The organism is Bacillus sp. COPE52, from assembly GCF_003355115.1.
Lineage (GTDB): Bacteria > Bacillota > Bacilli > Bacillales > Bacillaceae_G > Bacillus_A > Bacillus_A toyonensis.
This window is the reverse complement of sequence record NZ_CP031292.1, coordinates 4,861,266-4,879,225: the sequence shown is the minus strand read 5'-3', so window position 1 is coordinate 4,879,225 and position 17,960 is coordinate 4,861,266. Positions and strand designations below refer to the sequence as shown.

Sequence of the window (17,960 nt, the reverse complement as noted above, 5' to 3'; positions counted from 1 at the left end):
ATTGTACCATTTTTAGGGAAATGGAGAAGTGTCGTACCTTCTGTTATAATATAAGAAGAGAAATATTTCTTATGTTATATAAAAAATATATTGATTTTTTCTAACAATTCAATATAATGAACAATAACTACAAAATTCGACATCAAGAAGTGATGATGAGGACATGATCAATTTTTTACGATTCTCAGAGAGGGAAGCCTTTGGCTGTGAGCTTCCTAGTACGGGAAAATAGATTACCACCTCTGAACTGCAGCAGTGAACGGATACCTAGTAATTGCTTGCCGGCAAAAACCGTTATTTAGACTTGAGAAATTGGTGAAGTATGTAACTTTGCGAATTGAAACAAGGGTGGAACCACGAATATAACACTCGTCCCTTTTTTAGGGAGGAGTGTTTTTTTATTTCATTTTTGCATCACACTAGGATTGGAAGGAGGATACGCAGCATGCATCATGATGAGAAAAACAAAATTGGTTTAACAGTAGCGCTTTCTATCGTAGTAGGGACTATCATTGGATCTGGTGTGTTTATGAAACCAGGGAGCGTATTAGATTACTCAGGGAGTTCTAATATGGCTATTCTTGCTTGGGTAATTGGTGGTCTGTTGACACTAGCAAGTGGTTTAACAGTAGCTGAAATTGGAGCGCAAATCCCGAAAAATGGTGGGTTGTATACGTATTTAGAGGAGATTTACGGAAGTTTTTGGGGGTATTTATCAGGCTGGATGCAAACGATTGTGTATGGCCCAGCTATTATTGGAACGTTAGGGTTGTATTTTAGTTCTTTAATGATCAATTTTTTCTATTTAGATAAAGTATGGAATTTACCAATCGCAATTGGTACCGTTGTGTTCCTAGGCGTTGTAAATAGTATGGGGACAAAATATGGAGGTATCGTCCAAACGGTTACGACAATAGGGAAGATGATTCCGATCATTTTAATTGTTGTATTAGGCTTTTGGAAAGGAAATAGTGATATTTTTAACGTAGTAGTGCCGATATCAGAAAATCAAAGTATAGGTATGGCAATTTTAGCAACTTTATTTGCTTATGACGGTTGGATTTTACTCGCTTCCATCGGCGGGGAAATGAAGAATCCAACAAAGTTATTACCGAAGGCAATGACAGTTGGTATTTTAATTGTAACTGCTGCTTACGTATTAATTAACTTGGCGTTACTGAATGTATTACCAGCAACACAAATTGTAGACCTTGGAGAAAATGCAACAGCGACAGCTGCAGGCATGCTACTTGGAGAATATGGCGGAAAAATTATTAGTATCGGTATTATCGTTTCTATTTTCGGTTGTTTAAATGGAAAGATTTTAACGTTCCCACGTATCCCGATGTCGATGGCAGAACGTGGACAACTTCCATTTGCTAAGTTTATTGCAAAGGAAAGTCCGAGATTTAAAACACCAGCAAATGCGATTACTGTTGAAATCATTTTAGGAATTATTTTAATGATTATTAGTGATCCAAATAAGCTATCTGAGATTTCCGTATTCATTATTTATATTTTCTATGTAATGACGTTTATTGGTGTCTTCATTTTAAGAAAACGTAATAAGAATAAAGAGCGTGCATATAGTGTACCTTTATTCCCAATCGTACCAATCGTAGCGATTTTAGGTTCGTTCTTTGTAATTGGTAGTGCAATTATCAATGATCCGGTAAGTTGTTTCTTATCAATTGGAATTGTCTTTACGGGACTTCCGGTGTATTGGTATTTAAATAAGAAGAAAGAAACTGAATGATGGAGGGGTAGGTGTATAATGCGCCTACCTTTTTTATTGTAAAAAATTGTACTTGCTTACAGTTTCTATTTTGGTTACTATAATCGTAGTAACCAAAATAGAAAGCGTGGGGAAAGACTTGAATTTTCGTGTATATATTTTAGCTATTGCGGCTTTCGTAGTCGGAACGGTTGAGCTAATTATAGGAGGAACGCTTGATTTAGTTGCCAATGATTTAGGAGTATCTATTAGCGCAGCTGGTCAGCTTATAACAATATTTTCAGTAGTATTTGCTTTATCAGGTCCAGTTTTATTAGCAGTAACAGGAAAGTTTGAAAGAAAAACATTATACATTGGGGCATTATCGATTTTCTTAATCGGAAATATTATTTCAGCATTTAGTGTAAATTACGAAATGTTAATGTTCTCAAGGGTCATTTGTGCGGCGAGTGGTTCATTAATTATTGCGCTATCTGTAACACTTGCTTCTAGTGTTGTAGAACCGCATTTTCGTGCGCGTGCAATTGGAATCATTTTCATGGGGATTAGTGGCTCTCTCGTACTTGGGGTACCACTTGGTCTTGTGCTCGGCAATGCATATGGATGGCGTGCACCATTTGTATTCATTTCGATATTAACAGTTATGGCAATCGCTTGTATTTCATTATTCTTAACGAAAGTACCGCCAACATCGGTGTTATCAATAAGAGAGCAAATTGCTACGTTGAAAGATAAAAAAATTGTGAGTGCACAGTTAACATCATTTTTATTTTTAACAGGTCATTTAACACTGTATGCATACTTAACACCATTTTTAAAAGATGTGATGCATGTGGAAGCGAACTGGATTAGTGTGTTTTACTTCATTTTCGGAATCGCAGCGGTACTTGGAGGCGGCCTTGGGGGCTTGCTTGCTGATAAATGGGGATCGAAGAATAGTATTATTTCCATCATTATCGTATTTGCATGTGCAATCTTTATGTTGCCAATGATGACATTTTCATTCCCGCTCTTCATTATTATGATGGGACTTTGGAGTATGCTGAGCTGGGCTATTTCACCAGCACAACAAAATTACTTAATTGAAATTGCACCAGAATCAGCTGGTATTCAGCAAAGTTTAAATAACTCTGCCCTTCACTTAGGAATTGCGCTCGGTTCAACAGTAGGCGGAGTTGTTATTGAAAAATCATCTGTTATATATAACGCTTGGGTAGGCGGAGGTTTTATTATATTGGCACTGCTTTGTGCGATTTTCTCCATTACGAGAGGACGTTCTACTCAGTTTGTGAAAGAAGAATCTATCGTTTGATAGGTTCTTTTTTTATTTGTAAAAAATGGAAGGGGTTAGTAGAAAAATGAAGAAGGTATATATAGCGAGGTGATAGTATATGTATTCAAGTTTTTCAATCATTGGTTTTTTATTTACGATCATACCATTCTTTCTTGTAATTTTTCTCTTTAGATGGGTTCGTTTCATTTATCAAAATTCAGAGAAACAAGTGGAGCAAAATGAGAAAATCATTGAGCTGTTGATGGATATAAAGGAACAAAATGAAAAGGAGTCTAAGTGAAAAACTAGACTCCTTTTTATTATTTAATTAGTATCTTAATTTCATCAACAAACTCTTAATTTCCTCATCTTCCATAAAGAGATCATGGTGTTTCTGGGTAATTTTCGCAAGTGCAACGTCATGATAGAAGAATTCTGTAAAGAACTTCACGAAAGGTTGTGACATTGTTTTCATTGCTTGCCATGACTCTTGTTCTACACCAGCAAATAAAATTTCACGGTCGTCAACGATGAGTAGTAAGTAGCGCTCTAATGCATTAGGTTCTTCAGCTGGGATTAGAAAATGCATGTTTTCTAAATCTGTTTCTACTTTTCCAACTATAAGGGACTCAATTTGGACGCCTTGTTTTGCTTTTTGTTCTAGTAAAGGAAGGTATTCTGAAAGAGTGTCATTCCAAGCTGAAATACGAATCGATTCTTTTGCACTTTCAATGAGCTCTTTACTTTGAACTCGAATAGAAGATTGCATCTTTAAGCTCCACACACGGTCATCCGTAAATGATTTTTTTGATATATTCGTTTCTAAGTCTTTAATATTTGATTGGAATTCTGTCGTTAATTTTTCAATTGCTAGTTTTAGTGGTAATGCTGTATACAACTTTTTCTTTTCTGAAACAGAATCCATTACCATGCCTTTATCTATCAGGCGTGCTAGCACTTCATATATTTTTGCTTTTGGAACACCAGAGTGCTTCACAATTGTTGTAGCATCTAACGGTTCATTGCTTGATACGACAACTTCATAAGCTTGGCTTTCATATTGTGAGAAACCGAATTTTTGTAACATAGTTCCCTCCGAACGAATGAGATTATATTTTAAGGATAATGAACTATTTGTTTTTGCACAAGTGGTAGTCCGTTTTCTAATTGTATTAAGGTGAGAATTAATTTCAATTTTTTAATTTTATCTATTATACTTAATATAGTGATTAATAAGATTTTAATTTAATGCGAAGGGGATGCTAGGGGAAAGATGTTAAGAAGTTTACGTTTAAAAATTGCGGTAGTATTTTCAGTGCTTATTTCTATGATGTTCGTAGTATTGGGTACAGCTATGTATCAATTACAGAAAGAGAAAGAAGTAAGTTCCTTAGACCAGTATTCTCAAAATACGATGGATCTTGTGACAGAGCAACTTACGACATTTGTTCAAAGAACTGATGAAGATATGGGGTATTATGCGAACAGTGAGATGATTCGTAATATGATTCAAGATGGAGTTACTCCAGAAGAGGAAGCATTTTTAACGAAAGAGTTTGCGGGGTATAAAAAGAACCATCCTGGTATTTTAGATTTATATATTGGTACGAAAGATAAAAAAACATTAAGTGCCAATCTTGCTGAAGGTGGAAAAGTGCCGGAAGGATATGATCCAACGACAAGACCGTGGTATAAAGATTCAGAGGCTGATGTGAAAAAGGTTCATTGGGGACAACCTTCATATGAAATCGCGACAGGAAAGTTAAGCGTAGGGGTTTCTAAAGCTATTACGTCTGAAGATGGTTCTGTATTAGGCGTTGTTGCGATGGATGTATCGCTCGGAACAATTCAGAAGTTACTTCATAATATTCAATACAATAATGGTGGAGAAATGTTTATTATAAATGATAAAAATATAGCTCTTGTTTACCCAGAAAAGATAGGGAAAGATATTTCTAAAGAGCCATTGCTGAAGAGTTTGAATAAAGATGTTACAAAATATGCTGAAACTACATTAAAAGGTGAAGATGTAGTTGTTTATAGTCAGTTATTTGATGCAATGAAATGGAAGATAGGAATTTTTTATCCGAAACAAACAATTGATGGATTGTTAAGTAGTATGAGAAATACAGTCATTATAATGGCATGTATTAGTTTATTAGTTGGAATAGTAGCTTCCTATTTATTCTCAAGAAGATTAGCAAGGCCACTGCAATTATTAACGAATCACGTTCAAAAAGTAGCAGGAGGAGATTTAACACTGCAAATGAAAGTGACAAGTAAAGATGAGGTTGGAGAGCTGACGAACCATTTTAATCATATGGTTGGGCAAATGAATGAAATGGTAAGTAAAATTAAAAATAGTGTATCAACAGTGCAGCAATCAACGAATAATCTCCATTATTTAACGAATGAAACGGTGGCCGCTAGTAGAGAAGTGTCAGGTGCAATGGATGATGTGAGCGGGGGAGCTTCTACTCTTGCCAATAGTGTAGATGAAGTTTCAGCTCAGCTTGAGAACATGGCGCAGTCAGTGGAAGAAATGAATAGCTCCGTTGGTGAAATAGAAGGAGTGGCTGGTAAAGCGGAAAAGGCATCTAAGCAAGGGTTAAATACGATGCAGAATTTAGTTCGTACAAGAGGAGAGTCATCTTCGATTGTTGTTCATACAGAGGAAGCATCTGGTAAGTTAGAGCAAAAAGTCGGATCGATTCAAAATGTTGTAGAGCTTATAAAAGGTATTTCGGATCAAACGAACTTACTTGCTTTAAACGCTTCGATTGAAGCAGCACGTGCAGGTGAACAAGGTAAGGGATTTGCAGTGGTGGCTGAAGAAGTTCGAAAGTTAGCGGAACAATCAAAAGAGGCAACAGGAGAAATCGCAACAATGATTGGCGATGTCCAATTAGAAGTAAAACGAGTTGTAGAGGTCGTAAGTAAATTGAAAGATATTGCTGATATACAAAATAAAGTGACGACAGAGGCAGAGGCGGAATTCCGTACAATTATGTCGGTTGTAAATACGATTAGTATCTCAGTTGAAAAAATTGTAGAAGAAGTAAACAATATAGGTCACGAGCAAGGTGAAATTACAGAGGTAATGCATACAATTGCTAGTACGAGTCAAGAAAGTGCAGCTGTATCTGAAGAGGTAAATGCTGCAACTGAATCGCAAGTGAATCATTTAGAAAAGGTAGCTCATACGATGGAAAGCTTGACAGAGCATATGAGAGATTTAGAAAGATTAGTCGAGCAGTTTAAAGTGGAAGAGTAACATATTAGTAAAATGATGAAGATTTCGGTAAAATAGACAATGGATATATAAGAAGCAATTATAGGAGGAAAACTACTATGGCAATTGTTGACGTTTCGATTATTCCAGTAGGAACAGGTAATCCAAGTGTTAGTGAATATGTAGCAGAAGTACAAAAGGTGCTAGAGAAAAATGCAGATCGCGTGAAGTATCAATTAACACCGATGAATACAGTTATTGAAGGAGATCTTCCTGTCATTCTAGAAGTAATTCAACAAATGCATGAAGTTCCCTATACGAAAGGTGCACAACGCGTTGCAACAACAATTCGTATCGATGATCGCCGTGATAAAGTAAGCACAATGGAGAAGAAATTAAACTCTGTTCGATCAAAATTATAAGAAAAAGCAGCGATCATCGCTGCTTTTTTCATATAGGAGGTAAATAAGGTGAGTGAAAAGTTTAATGAGCAATTTGATGGGTTGCTAGAGAAGTACACGGAACTATTACTGGGAGAGAGCAATGAAGAAAGAAAAGAACAGGTGCAGAAGTGGGCACTTTATTCTTACATTGCAAAGACGATGCCAGCTTTAGTGAAGCATTGGAACGAGACGTATCCCGATGCGAAAGAAGAAATGGTACAGCTAATTTCAGATATAAAAAAGATAAATGAAGAGAAGCGAAATGAAAAATAAGAGAGCTTGAGGTGAATTTCACCTTAAGCTTTTTTTATCTCGTAAAAGTCCTATTGATGAGGGTTAATAATCAGAGGGGGCTCTAATTAAAGTTTCACTTTATTAATATCCTCATATAATTTGGATGGAATATAAAGGGTTTTATAGGTGTGTCGAATATTTTCAACATGTCTATTTGAGGCCTAGTAAACCCGTTTTTTCTAAATGTCGAAAAATATTCCTTTTATATTTACAAGCGAGAATATGAGGTTTTAAATGTTTTTATAGTATTTTATAAATTATCTAAATAATTATTTGTATCAAATAATTTTAAAGAATGATATAATTTTGAAGAGGGGTAAAAAACAGATAAAGTACAGTCATAGGGGTGAATTACATGGAACAATTAATGCGAAATTCGTTTCTTTTCTTGTCAAAAAATAAAGCGCTAACAAAGTTAGCTAAAAAGTACGGTTTACGCTTTGGAGCAGGTCGTTTTGTCGCAGGGGAGACAATCGAATTAGCGACAGCAGCTATTAAACAATTGAACAAGCAAGGCCTTTGTGTAACAATCGATTATTTAGGTGAATTCGTTGATAATGAGGCGGAAGCAAATGAAATGGCTAACCAATCGATTGAAGCGATTCGTGCAATTGGAAAAGAAGGACTTGATTCACAGCTTTCTTTAAAAATGACTTCTATGGGATTAGATATCTCAGATGAAATCGTAATGAACAATATGCGCCGTATTTTAGAAGCTGCAAAAGAAAACGGTGTGTTTGTTACAATTGATATGGAAGATTATACGCGTTGCGGGAAGACAATTGATATCTTTAAACAATTAAAATCTGAATACGATAATATTGGTACTGTTATTCAAGCTTACCTGTATCGTACAGAAAAAGATATGGAAGATTTAAATGCTTATAATCCTAATTTACGTCTTGTAAAAGGGGCTTATAAGGAACCTGAAGAAGTAGCGTTCCCGGACAAGAAAGATGTAGATGACAATTATAAAAAAATTATTAAAATGCACTTATTAAATGGAAATTATACTGCAATTGCTTCACATGACGAAGCAATTATTGAATATACGAAAAAACTTGCCGAAGAACACAATATTCCAAGGGATCAATTTGAATTCCAAATGTTATATGGTATTCGTAATGAGCGTCAACTCGAGCTTGTAAAAGAAGGCTACAAGATGCGTGTTTATGTACCTTATGGAAACGACTGGTATGGCTATTTCATGCGCCGTCTAGCAGAGCGTCCAGCGAACGTTGCGTTCGTATTAAAAGGTATGGTTAAAAAATAACCAAGGAGAAAATACTCCTTGGTTATTTTAATTGCTTAAATGCGTAATGTGCCATTTTCTTCGTATCAGGATATAGTTGCGCGCGAGTAGAAGATAATACGACGTTAATGACGCGTTTACCGTCTTTCTCATCAACAGTTACGACCGTATATTTTCCGAGTGCCGATAGACCGCTTTTACTTCCAATCGCATATGGATCGTCATATAGTTCTTCTCGTCCATAGTTTGCGATTTTTGGAGAGCGTTCGGAAGTATGTAGAGTTGTATGTACTGAATTCATATATTGTAAAACAATTGGGTATTTTAATGCTTCTTTCGTAATAATGGCAATGTCATATGGTGATACTTTATTTCCAAGTGCATCAGCACCACTTGCGTTTTTGAAAGTTGCATGTTTTGTACCAAGTTCCTTCGCTCTAGCATTCATCATTTTCACAAACTCATTTTTTGATCCTGCGATATGTTCTGCAATTGACTCAGAGATTGGGTCTGCACTAATGATAAGCATAAGTTTTAATGCCTCATCGCGTTTTAATTTTTCCCCAGCACGCAGCTTAATTTTTTTACTTTGACTTTCTGTTTTTATTGCGTTTTCTGTAACTGTAATTTCTTCATCTTCTTTTACATTCTCTAGTAAGAGAAGGGTTGTCATCATTTTGGCTATACTAGCCGGATAAGAGCGTTCATCTTCGCGTTTTCCATACAAAATTTCACCTGTGTCTGCATCGATTGTAATTCCGTATTGCCCCTTAATACTAGGCTGATCAGCTCTTACAGTTTGTTGTCTTTGTGCATAAGAGAAGAAAATCATCCCTGTAAATAGTGTAGCAATCATTACAATCATAACTATTGTTCGTTTCATCATCGTTCCCTCTTTTGTTTTCCATATGTACAAATAAATTGGGCAGAAAAAGCAGCCATTAATCATTATGCCACGTTCTCTGCCCAAAAATATAGCGTTATTTTTCGCCCATATTATGCTTCTTATATTGTTGGTTATTACCTTGACGTCCTTTTTCCACACCGTGGTTATGCGGACCTGCATTTCCGGTTACACTCGCTGCACTAATTCCAGCTTTTGAGGGGTTCTTCTTAAGTTTTGCCATATATATTCCTCCAGTTTCGTCAGATTGTAAAAAGGAAAAGTGCATTTTAGTGAAGAAAATACACATATATAGCATGGGCAAATAAAAGAAATATATTTATTTCAGAAAATTTTATCAATAAATATATTGCGAAAATTTAAACAGTATCATATATTTATTAGTAGAGGCTCACTCATTGATTGCGACTTATGTCGAAAAATTGAATGAGCATTCATTCAAGAATAGGGGGAGAATTGGATGTTCCAAATTAAAAAGGCTGCTGTTCTAGGTTCAGGCGTAATGGGTTCAGGAATTGCGGCACACTTAGCTAATATTGGTATTCCGACATTATTGCTTGATATTGTACCACCTGCGCTTACGAAAGAAGAAGAAGCGAAGGGACTTACATTAGAACATAAAAGTGTGAGAAATCGTTTTAGTAATACGGCACTGCAAAAACTATTGAAGCAAAAACCAGCTCCTCTGACAGTGAAAGGAAATTTAGCACTGATTGAAGCAGGTAACTTAGAAGATGATCTTGAGCGTCTTGCTGATGTAGATTGGATTATTGAAGTAGTAGTTGAAAACTTAGATATTAAAAAGAAATTATTTGAAAGAGTAGATGCTGTTCGTAAACCAGGTTCTATTGTTAGCTCAAATACGTCAGGCATTTCCGTTGAAAAAATGGCAGAAGGTCGTTCAGACGACTTCCAGAAACACTTCTTAGGAACACACTTTTTTAACCCACCACGATATTTAAAACTTCTAGAGGTAATACCGACGAAAGAAACTGATCCACAAGTATTAAGCTTCATGAAATTATTTGGCGAAGACGTTCTTGGAAAAGGCGTTGTTATCGCAAAAGATACACCAAACTTTATTGGAAACCGCATTGGTACGTACGGCTTGCTTGTAACGCTTCAAGAAATGATTAAGCGCGGCTATAGCATTGGAGAAGTTGATTCTGTAACGGGTCCATTAATTGGTCGTCCGAAGAGCGCAACGTTCCGCACATTAGATGTTGTCGGTTTAGATACATTTGTACATGTTGCAAATAACGTATATGAAAATGTACAAGAAGAAGAGCGAGATGTATTTAAAGTACCAGCTTTCATGCATGACATGCTTGATAAAAAATGGCTTGGAAGTAAAACTGGTCAAGGCTTCTTCTTAAAACAAGGAAAAGAAATTTTAGAATTAAATCCTGAAACGATGGAATACGAAGCGCGCAAAAAATTAAAAGCTGCATCCGTAGAGTTAAGCAAGCAAGAAAAAGGATTAGCGAATAAATTGAAAGCGCTTGTATACGCGAAAGACCGCGCAGGTGAGTTGTTATGGAATATCATCACACCAACTCTTTTATACTCTGCAAAGCTTCATAAAGAAATTGCTGACGATATCGTGGCAATCGATCAAGCGATGAAATGGGGCTTCGGTTGGGAGCAAGGACCATTTGAAATTTGGGATGCAATCGGCGTTGAAAAATCGATTCAAAAGATGGAAGAAAACGGCGTAAATGTACCAGCTTGGGTAAAAGAAATGGTAGAGAAAGGTTTTACTGCTTTCTATAAACATGATAACGGCGATAGCTACTATTACGATAATGGTGAATATAAGCTAATCGAGCGTAATAAAAAAGCAATTTCTCTTAAACAATTAAAAGAGAAAAATGGCGTATTAAAGAAAAATAGCGGCGCGAGCTTAATTGATTTAGGTGACGGCATCCTTTGCTTAGAATTCCATTCGAAGAGCAATGCAATCGGTATGGATATTACGCAAATGATTAACTACGCTGTTGATGAAGTAGAAAAGAATTATAAAGGTCTTGTTATCGGTAACCAATCGAAGAACTTCTGCGTTGGTGCGAATCTAGCAATGATCTTAATGGAAGCACAAGACGACAATTACTTTGAAATTGAGTTGGTTGTGAAAAACTTCCAAGATGCAATGACGAAAATTAAGTACTCTTCTAAGCCAGTTGTAGCAGCACCATATGGTATGACGCTTGGTGGAGGTACAGAAGTTTGCTTACCAGCAGCGAGCATTCAAGCTTCTAGCGAAACATATATGGGCTTAGTAGAAGTTGGTGTTGGCTTAATCCCTGGCGGAGGCGGTAATAAAGAGCTATACATTAAACACTTAAATAAAATGCCAAACGGTGTAGAGTTTGATCTGCAAAAAGTTGCGAATAAAGTATTCGAATCTGTAGCGATGGCGAAAGTTTCTACATCAGCACAAGAAGCTGTATCGAACAACTTCTTAGGCGATAAAGACGGTATTAGTGTGAATGGTGATCACTTACTATATGATGCGAAACAAAAAGCACTTTCTTTATATGAAGCTGGCTATAAAGCACCAATCCGTAAAAAAATACCAGTTGTTGGTGAAACAGGATATGCAACTCTTGTACTTGGTGCAGAAGCAATGCATTTATCAGGTTACATTTCTGAACATGATCTTCACATTGCGAAGAAACTTGCATATGTCATCGCGGGCGGAAAAGTGCCGTACGGAACAGAAGTTGATGAGCAGTATTTATTAGATGTAGAACGTGAAGCATTTATTAGCTTAGTAAGCGAGATGAAATCACAAGCAAGAATGCAGCACATGCTTGTAAAAGGAAAGCCATTACGTAACTAATAACGAAGGGAGATATCGTTCATGAGAGAAGCTGTCATTGTTGCGGGAGCAAGAACACCAATTGGAAAAGCAAAGAGGGGTTCATTAAAAACAGTTCGTCCTGACGATCTAGGGGCGTTAGTAGTAAAGGAAACGTTAAAGCGTGCGAATTATGAAGGGCCAATCGATGATTTAATTTTCGGTTGTGCGATGCCAGAAGCAGAGCAAGGTTTAAATATGGCTCGTAATATCGGCGGATTAGCAGGGCTTTCTTACGATGTTCCAGCTATTACAATTAACCGTTACTGTTCTTCAGGTTTACAAAGTATCGCTTACGGAGCAGAGCGCATTATGCTTGGACACTCTGAAGCTGTATTATCAGGCGGAGCGGAATCAATGAGCTTAGTTCCGATGATGGGACACGTTGTTCGTCCAAATAGTCGCCTTGTAGAAGCGGCTCCAGAATATTATATGGGTATGGGACATACAGCAGAGCAAGTTGCTGTGAAATATGGAATTTCTCGTGAAGAGCAAGATGCATTTGCAGTAAGAAGTCATCAACGTGCTGCCAAAGCATTAGCGGCAGGAAACTTTGCTGATGAAACAGTATCTGTAGATGTGACGTTACGCTCGGTTGGCTCAAACAATAAACTGCAAGAAGAAACAATCATTTTCGCACAAGACGAAGGTGTAAGAGCAGAGACGACGCTAGACATTTTAGGTAAATTACGTCCAGCATTTAACGTTCGCGGCTCTGTAACAGCTGGTAACTCTTCACAAATGAGTGACGGTGCAGCATCTGTACTATTAATGGATCGTGAAAAAGCAGTGAGCGATGGCATGAAGCCACTTGCGAAATTCCGTTCATTTGCAGTAGCTGGCGTACCACCAGAAGTAATGGGAATCGGCCCAATCGCTGCAATTCCAAAAGCGTTAAAATTAGCTGGTTTAGAGCTATCTGATATCGGCCTATTCGAACTAAATGAAGCATTCGCTTCTCAATCAATCCAAGTTATTCGTGAACTTGGTTTAGATGAAGAAAAAGTAAACGTAAACGGTGGTGCAATTGCACTTGGACATCCACTTGGCTGTACAGGAGCAAAACTAACACTATCTCTTATTCACGAAATGAAACGCCGCAACGAACAATTCGGTATCGTAACAATGTGTATCGGCGGCGGAATGGGAGCAGCGGGAGTGTTTGAATTACTATAAAAAAAGTGCAAGCGGCTCGTTCAGAATGTGAGGGGGATGGAGCTTCAGACGTAGAGGCGCTTTTTGCCTCGCAGGAAGAAGCGAAGCCACCGAACATTCTAGCCGCTGGAACTGGATTATAAAAAAAGTGGAAGTGGCTTGTTCAGAACAGGAGGGCGTTGGAAGCCCTGACGAAGAGGCGCTTTTTGCCTCACAGGAAGGGGTGAAACGACCGACTGTTTTAGCCACTGGAACTGGATTATGAAAAAAAGAATGGAAGCAACAAAGGTTTATAAAAAATAAACGGGAGAGCCAGCTTCTTTCAAAAAGAGAGAAGCGGCTCATGAAAATATGAAGGAGGAAATTTTCATGGAAAAAACAGTAGGAAATGCGGTTAAAGGCGGTAGCTTTTTAGTTGATGAGATTACGATTGATCAAGTGTTTACGCCAGAAGATTTTTCATCTGAGCATAAAATGATTGCAAAAACGACAGAGGACTTTATCGTAAATGAAGTTCTTCCAGAGCTTGAATATTTAGAGCAACATGAGTTTGATCGTTCTGTTCGTCTTTTAAAAGAAGCTGGGGAACTTGGTTTATTAGGTGCTGACGTACCAGAAGAGTACGGCGGAATTGGTCTTGATAAAGTAAGCTCAGCGTTAATCGCAGAGAAATTTTCTCGCGCTGGTGGCTTTGCAATTACTCACGGTGCTCACGTAGGTATCGGATCTTTACCAATCGTGTTATTCGGTAACGAAGAGCAAAAGAAAAAGTATTTACCATTACTTGCAACTGGTGAAAAATTAGCTGCATACGCATTAACAGAGCCAGGTTCAGGATCTGACGCATTAGGTGCAAAAACAACTGCACGTTTAAATGCAGAAGGTACACATTACGTATTAAATGGTGAAAAACAGTGGATTACAAACTCTGCATTCGCTGACGTATTTATCGTATATGCAAAAATCGATGGAGAGCACTTCTCAGCATTTATCGTAGAGAAAGAATATGCTGGCGTATCTACAAGCCCAGAAGAAAAGAAAATGGGTATTAAATGTTCTTCAACTCGTACGTTAATTTTAGAAGATGCATTAGTACCAAAAGAGAACTTACTTGGTGAAATCGGTAAAGGTCATATTATCGCGTTCAACATTTTAAATATCGGTCGTTATAAATTAGGTGTTGGTACAGTTGGATCTGCGAAACGTGCAGTAGAAATTTCAGCACAATATGCAAACCAACGTCAACAGTTCAAACAACCAATCGCTCGCTTCCCATTAATTCAAGAGAAACTTGCGAATATGGCAGCGAAAACATATGCAGCTGAAAGCTCTGTATATCGTACAGTAGGTTTATTCGAAAGCCGCATGAGCACATTATCTGAAGAAGAAGTGAAAGACGGTAAAGCAGTAGCAGCTTCTATCGCTGAATATGCAATCGAGTGCTCTTTAAATAAAGTATTCGGTTCTGAAGTATTAGACTATACAGTAGATGAAGGTGTTCAAATTCACGGTGGTTACGGATTTATGGCAGAATACGAGATTGAAAGAATGTACCGCGATTCTCGTATTAACCGTATTTTCGAAGGAACGAACGAAATTAACCGCCTAATCGTACCAGGTACGTTCTTACGTAAAGCGATGAAAGGTGAATTACCACTTCTTCAAAAAGCACAAAAATTACAAGAAGAGTTAATGATGATGATGCCAGAAGAAGTAGGCGATGAGCCATTAGCACTTCAAAAATATTTAGTAACTAACGCGAAGAAAATCGGCTTAATGGTAGCTGGATTAGCGGCTCAAAAATACGGTAAAGCATTAGATAAAGAGCAAGAAATTCTTGTGAATATCGCTGACATCGTAAGCAACCTTTATGCAATGGAATCAGCTGTTCTTCGTACAGAAAAAGCAATTAAAACAACTGGCCTTGAAAAGAATAAACAAAAAGTGTTATACACTGAAGTATTCTGCCAAGAAGCATTCAACGAAATCGAAGCAGATGCGAAAGAAACACTTATCGCAGTTGAAAACGGCGACATGCTGCGCATGATGTTATCATCATTACGTAAATTAACTCGCCACACGCCACTTAACGTAATTCCGAAGAAACGTGAAATCGCTGCGAAAATTTTAGAAGATGAGCGTTATACAGTTTAATAGATGAAAAGGAACCAGTGGCCGTTTGGCTGCTGGTTTTTTTATTGATGGATTCTTGAAAAGGGTTGTTTTACATATGTATTTGTAAACAGCTCTTTTTCATGGAGGGATAGGAGATGAAGTTAATAAAAGTAGGAACAGTTCATCAAATCTCATTTTTACCGCGTCTATTTCCGATTAACTGTTACTTTGTCGAAGAAGAAACAGGATTAACGTTAATTGATGCAGCTTTGCCATTTTGTGCAAAGAAGATTTTAGAAGCGGCTCGAAAACTAGGAAAACCGATTACGAATATCGTTATAACACATGCACATGATGACCATGTAGGAGCGCTTGATGCTATAAAACAAGAACTGCCGAATGTTTCGGTCTATATTTCTGAAAGAGATGCTCGTTTACTTGAAGGGGATTTGTCACTGCAACTCGGAGAACCAGGCACGCAAGTAAAAGTGAGTGTGTCAAAAAGGATAAAGACGATTCCAGATATCCTTCTTCAAGAGGGAGATCAAATTGGTTCACTTGTAGCAATTGCAGCCCCAGGCCATACACCAGGATCAATGGCGTTTTTAGACACGAGAAATGATGCGCTCATTGTTGGAGATGCATTTCAAACGAGAGGAGGAGTGGCGGTAGCAGGACAGTTGAAGTGGCTTTTTCCGTTTCCTATGTTTGGTACGTGGGATGCAGAAGTTTCATTAAAAAGCGCTCAGAAATTGCTAGAGTATAAGCCGTCTATATTAGCGACAGGGCATGGGAAGATGATTAAAAATCCGTTAGTGCAAATGCAACGGGCGATTGAAGAAGCGGAAAGGAATTTAACTAAAAAGAGCCTTTAATTGTTTAGAGGCTCTTTTTTGCTAAATGATATTATTTTGTGGGTTTTAAGTATGTGTATATCGCTAATAGGAAACCGAAAAACATAAATATAAAAGGGTCTTGGCTTGGGTTAGGGTCATAGCTATCTTGCACCTTAGTAAGAAAATCATGTGTTTTCATGTTTACCTCTCCTTTTATTCATAAGGTTTAGTATGAAGTGGGGATCATGATGTGGAAGTAAGAAATTTTTATTTTATAATAATATAATTCCTAAAACTATAGAATACAAAGCATTCATAATATGTAAAATTGCATATTATTCTTTTTGAAATTTTTGTTATATTATCCTTATATTTATATTAAAGGATTTTTGTTAAGGTAATGAAAACAAATGGAGGAATAGTATGAGTAAAACGGTGTTAGAAGCGTATAGTGTGGAAAGGAAAATAGATAATATAACATATAAAAATCTATTTGTAATGATAGCAATCATTTTAGGATTCTTACTTCTAGGAGGGTTATTCCTTGGTTTAGCTTTTGGGATTTATGGTGAGGAAGCGTTGCGTGATAATTTAGAAGGGTACTATTTCCTTTTATTAGATGCGGCTGTTGTTGCTATCGTTTTATTAGCTTATAAACCAGTTCTTCATTTTATTAAATATATTTGGGATTTATCCGTTTTGAAGAATGGGAAGACATATTTATATCTATTAATTGGTTTTATGGTTATTGCGTTATCACAATATTTAATGTTACATGTGTTTAGTTTTGAAAGTGCAGCAGAACAACAGAAACAATTAGGGAGCTTAGGACTTCAAAATAGTCTACAAAGTATTATATATGTGTTAAGTGTTGCTATAATTACACCGGTTAAAGAAGAAATTCTATTTCGAGGTATTTTATATCGATTTTTAGAAAAGAAATATAATTTTTTAGTTGGTATCATTATTTCTTCCTTCATTTTTGGAATTCTTCATGGAGGTCTTCTAATTACGGCGACGATTATGGGGATTGTGTTTGCGATGTTATACAAAAAGACGCAATCTATTATACCTAGTATTATTTTACACATTGTATGGAATTTACTTGTGAGTATAAGTATGATTGTATCTCTATAAAATTGAACGAATATTTAGCATAAAAGATGGATGGCCTAGCTATGCATCTTTTATTTTGTTTATAGGTAGGAGAAGTTAATTCATGCATGTATATAATCCAAAAAGAACCAAATACTAATGACGAATGAACAAAGAAAGGCAGGAGTATTCCATGCAAAATTTAACAGAGCTTGAAGTAGAAAACTTACGTCATTTAATCGGTGGACACGCAACAATTATTAACAAGTTGGAGCAGTATGCACAGACGTGTACAGATCCAGAGTTGAAACAAATGCTACAAAAGGATGCGCAAGATGCACGAAATACGAAGCAACAATTAATGACTTTTTTAGGATAGGAGGAAGAGAGAAATGAATGAAAAAGATATGGTAAATGATTATTTAGCAGGATTAAATGCAAGTTTAACAAGTTATGCAAATTATATTGCTCAGTCTGATAATGAACAGTTACACCAAACATTAATTCAAATTCGTAATCAAGATGAAATGCGCCAACGTAATATGTATGAGTACGCAAAGCAAAAGAGTTATTACAAACCGGCAGCACCTGCGAATCCAATGATTGTGCAGCAATTAAAAGGCCAATTAAGTGCGGAATAATGGGATGAAAAAAACGAGCGAATGAAGTGAAGTGACCCCTAAAAGTTAGACACGGTTATTTCATTAGGCAGCTTGATCCAAATGAGTCCGGTATTGCACCGGGCTCATTTTTAATTTTGCCTTTA

General features: G+C 36.9%; 17 protein-coding genes. 14 read left to right on the top strand and 3 right to left on the bottom strand.

The window, feature by feature from the left end; genetic code table 11:
* Positions 1 to 445 precede the first annotated feature (445 nt).
* From DPQ31_RS24860 to DPQ31_RS24850, 3 genes are all read left to right on the top strand, one after another.
* Positions 446 to 1,756, top strand: coding sequence for an APC family permease (locus tag DPQ31_RS24860; protein ID WP_000546326.1), 1,311 nt, complete (start codon positions 446 to 448; stop codon positions 1,754 to 1,756).
* A 106-nt stretch (positions 1,757 to 1,862) separates the two neighbouring features.
* On the top strand, positions 1,863 to 3,047 hold the full coding sequence (locus DPQ31_RS24855; RefSeq protein ID WP_208732110.1) for an MFS transporter: 1,185 nt from the start codon (positions 1,863 to 1,865) through the stop codon (positions 3,045 to 3,047).
* 79 nt (positions 3,048 to 3,126) lie between these two features.
* A complete protein-coding gene (locus tag DPQ31_RS24850; RefSeq protein ID WP_000287384.1) occupies positions 3,127 to 3,309 on the top strand; it encodes a hypothetical protein in 183 nt (60 codons plus the stop codon).
* 27 nt (positions 3,310 to 3,336) lie between these two features.
* Here the strand turns inward: DPQ31_RS24850 and DPQ31_RS24845 are convergent, their stop codons facing one another.
* Positions 3,337 to 4,095, bottom strand: a complete 759-nt coding sequence (locus tag DPQ31_RS24845) for a TrmB family transcriptional regulator (protein WP_000939469.1) — start codon at positions 4,093 to 4,095, stop codon at positions 3,337 to 3,339.
* A gap of 186 nt (positions 4,096 to 4,281) precedes the next feature.
* Between DPQ31_RS24845 and DPQ31_RS24840 the strand changes: the two genes are divergently transcribed.
* The 4 genes from DPQ31_RS24840 (at position 4,282) to DPQ31_RS24825 (ending at position 8,250) form a co-directional block, all read left to right on the top strand.
* Positions 4,282 to 6,282 carry a methyl-accepting chemotaxis protein gene (locus DPQ31_RS24840; protein ID WP_097957478.1) on the top strand — a complete coding sequence of 667 codons (2,001 nt, stop codon included), beginning with the start codon at positions 4,282 to 4,284 and terminating at the stop codon, positions 6,280 to 6,282.
* Positions 6,283 to 6,359: 77 nt separating this feature from the next.
* Positions 6,360 to 6,662, top strand: coding sequence for an MTH1187 family thiamine-binding protein (locus DPQ31_RS24835; protein ID WP_001018862.1), 303 nt, complete (start codon positions 6,360 to 6,362; stop codon positions 6,660 to 6,662).
* A 48-nt stretch (positions 6,663 to 6,710) separates the two neighbouring features.
* Entirely contained in the window at positions 6,711 to 6,956 is a 246-nt protein-coding gene (locus tag DPQ31_RS24830; protein ID WP_001290590.1) for a YusU family protein, read from the top strand.
* A 376-nt stretch (positions 6,957 to 7,332) separates the two neighbouring features.
* Positions 7,333 to 8,250: a proline dehydrogenase family protein gene (locus tag DPQ31_RS24825; protein WP_000436768.1), complete on the top strand. Its 918-nt coding sequence runs from the start codon at positions 7,333 to 7,335 to the stop codon at positions 8,248 to 8,250.
* A 22-nt stretch (positions 8,251 to 8,272) separates the two neighbouring features.
* Here the strand turns inward: DPQ31_RS24825 and DPQ31_RS24820 are convergent, their stop codons facing one another.
* Positions 8,273 to 9,112 (bottom strand): D-alanyl-D-alanine carboxypeptidase family protein, encoded by an 840-nt coding sequence (locus DPQ31_RS24820; RefSeq protein ID WP_097957479.1) that lies wholly within the window; start codon positions 9,110 to 9,112, stop codon positions 8,273 to 8,275.
* A gap of 97 nt (positions 9,113 to 9,209) precedes the next feature.
* The gene (locus DPQ31_RS24815; RefSeq protein WP_001096344.1) at positions 9,210 to 9,356 is read right to left on the bottom strand and encodes a YuzL family protein; all 147 of its coding nucleotides are present in this window, start codon (positions 9,354 to 9,356) and stop codon (positions 9,210 to 9,212) included.
* 237 nt (positions 9,357 to 9,593) lie between these two features.
* On the opposite strand from DPQ31_RS24815, the gene DPQ31_RS24810 reads away from it, so the two are divergent.
* The 7 genes from DPQ31_RS24810 (at position 9,594) to DPQ31_RS24780 (ending at position 17,835) form a co-directional block, all read left to right on the top strand.
* Positions 9,594 to 11,975, top strand: a complete 2,382-nt coding sequence (locus DPQ31_RS24810; protein ID WP_097957481.1) for a 3-hydroxyacyl-CoA dehydrogenase/enoyl-CoA hydratase family protein — start codon at positions 9,594 to 9,596, stop codon at positions 11,973 to 11,975.
* A gap of 21 nt (positions 11,976 to 11,996) precedes the next feature.
* Positions 11,997 to 13,169, top strand: a complete 1,173-nt coding sequence (locus DPQ31_RS24805; RefSeq protein WP_001206331.1) for an acetyl-CoA C-acetyltransferase — start codon at positions 11,997 to 11,999, stop codon at positions 13,167 to 13,169.
* Between the two features lie 330 nt (positions 13,170 to 13,499).
* Entirely contained in the window at positions 13,500 to 15,302 is a 1,803-nt protein-coding gene (locus tag DPQ31_RS24800; RefSeq protein ID WP_002008874.1) for an acyl-CoA dehydrogenase FadE, read from the top strand.
* Positions 15,303 to 15,418: 116 nt separating this feature from the next.
* Positions 15,419 to 16,138: an MBL fold metallo-hydrolase gene (locus tag DPQ31_RS24795; protein ID WP_208731139.1), complete on the top strand. Its 720-nt coding sequence runs from the start codon at positions 15,419 to 15,421 to the stop codon at positions 16,136 to 16,138.
* 384 nt (positions 16,139 to 16,522) lie between these two features.
* Positions 16,523 to 17,236: a CPBP family intramembrane glutamic endopeptidase gene (locus tag DPQ31_RS24790; protein ID WP_000048028.1), complete on the top strand. Its 714-nt coding sequence runs from the start codon at positions 16,523 to 16,525 to the stop codon at positions 17,234 to 17,236.
* 151 nt (positions 17,237 to 17,387) lie between these two features.
* Positions 17,388 to 17,573 (top strand): hypothetical protein, encoded by a 186-nt coding sequence (locus DPQ31_RS24785; protein ID WP_001180553.1) that lies wholly within the window; start codon positions 17,388 to 17,390, stop codon positions 17,571 to 17,573.
* A gap of 13 nt (positions 17,574 to 17,586) precedes the next feature.
* Positions 17,587 to 17,835 carry a spore coat protein gene (locus DPQ31_RS24780; protein ID WP_001002985.1) on the top strand — a complete coding sequence of 83 codons (249 nt, stop codon included), beginning with the start codon at positions 17,587 to 17,589 and terminating at the stop codon, positions 17,833 to 17,835.
* Positions 17,836 to 17,960: the final 125 nt, after the last annotated feature.

What these genes read in the sequence shown, in the direction of transcription:
- DPQ31_RS24860 (WP_000546326.1), top strand. Translation starts at nt 446, where the DNA reads ATGCATCATGATGAGAAAAACAAAATTGGTTTAACAGTAGCGCTTTCT.
- DPQ31_RS24850 (WP_000287384.1), top strand. Translation starts at nt 3,127, where the DNA reads ATGTATTCAAGTTTTTCAATCATTGGTTTTTTATTTACGATCATACCA.
- DPQ31_RS24845 (WP_000939469.1), bottom strand. Translation starts at nt 4,095, where the DNA reads ATGTTACAAAAATTCGGTTTCTCACAATATGAAAGCCAAGCTTATGAA.
- DPQ31_RS24840 (WP_097957478.1), top strand. Translation starts at nt 4,282, where the DNA reads ATGTTAAGAAGTTTACGTTTAAAAATTGCGGTAGTATTTTCAGTGCTT.
- DPQ31_RS24835 (WP_001018862.1), top strand. Translation starts at nt 6,360, where the DNA reads ATGGCAATTGTTGACGTTTCGATTATTCCAGTAGGAACAGGTAATCCA.
- DPQ31_RS24825 (WP_000436768.1), top strand. Translation starts at nt 7,333, where the DNA reads ATGGAACAATTAATGCGAAATTCGTTTCTTTTCTTGTCAAAAAATAAA.
- DPQ31_RS24820 (WP_097957479.1), bottom strand. Translation starts at nt 9,112, where the DNA reads ATGAAACGAACAATAGTTATGATTGTAATGATTGCTACACTATTTACA.
- DPQ31_RS24815 (WP_001096344.1), bottom strand. Translation starts at nt 9,356, where the DNA reads ATGGCAAAACTTAAGAAGAACCCCTCAAAAGCTGGAATTAGTGCAGCG.
- DPQ31_RS24810 (WP_097957481.1), top strand. Translation starts at nt 9,594, where the DNA reads ATGTTCCAAATTAAAAAGGCTGCTGTTCTAGGTTCAGGCGTAATGGGT.
- DPQ31_RS24805 (WP_001206331.1), top strand. Translation starts at nt 11,997, where the DNA reads ATGAGAGAAGCTGTCATTGTTGCGGGAGCAAGAACACCAATTGGAAAA.
- DPQ31_RS24800 (WP_002008874.1), top strand. Translation starts at nt 13,500, where the DNA reads ATGAAGGAGGAAATTTTCATGGAAAAAACAGTAGGAAATGCGGTTAAA.
- DPQ31_RS24795 (WP_208731139.1), top strand. Translation starts at nt 15,419, where the DNA reads ATGAAGTTAATAAAAGTAGGAACAGTTCATCAAATCTCATTTTTACCG.
- DPQ31_RS24790 (WP_000048028.1), top strand. Translation starts at nt 16,523, where the DNA reads ATGAGTAAAACGGTGTTAGAAGCGTATAGTGTGGAAAGGAAAATAGAT.
- DPQ31_RS24785 (WP_001180553.1), top strand. Translation starts at nt 17,388, where the DNA reads ATGCAAAATTTAACAGAGCTTGAAGTAGAAAACTTACGTCATTTAATC.
- DPQ31_RS24780 (WP_001002985.1), top strand. Translation starts at nt 17,587, where the DNA reads ATGAATGAAAAAGATATGGTAAATGATTATTTAGCAGGATTAAATGCA.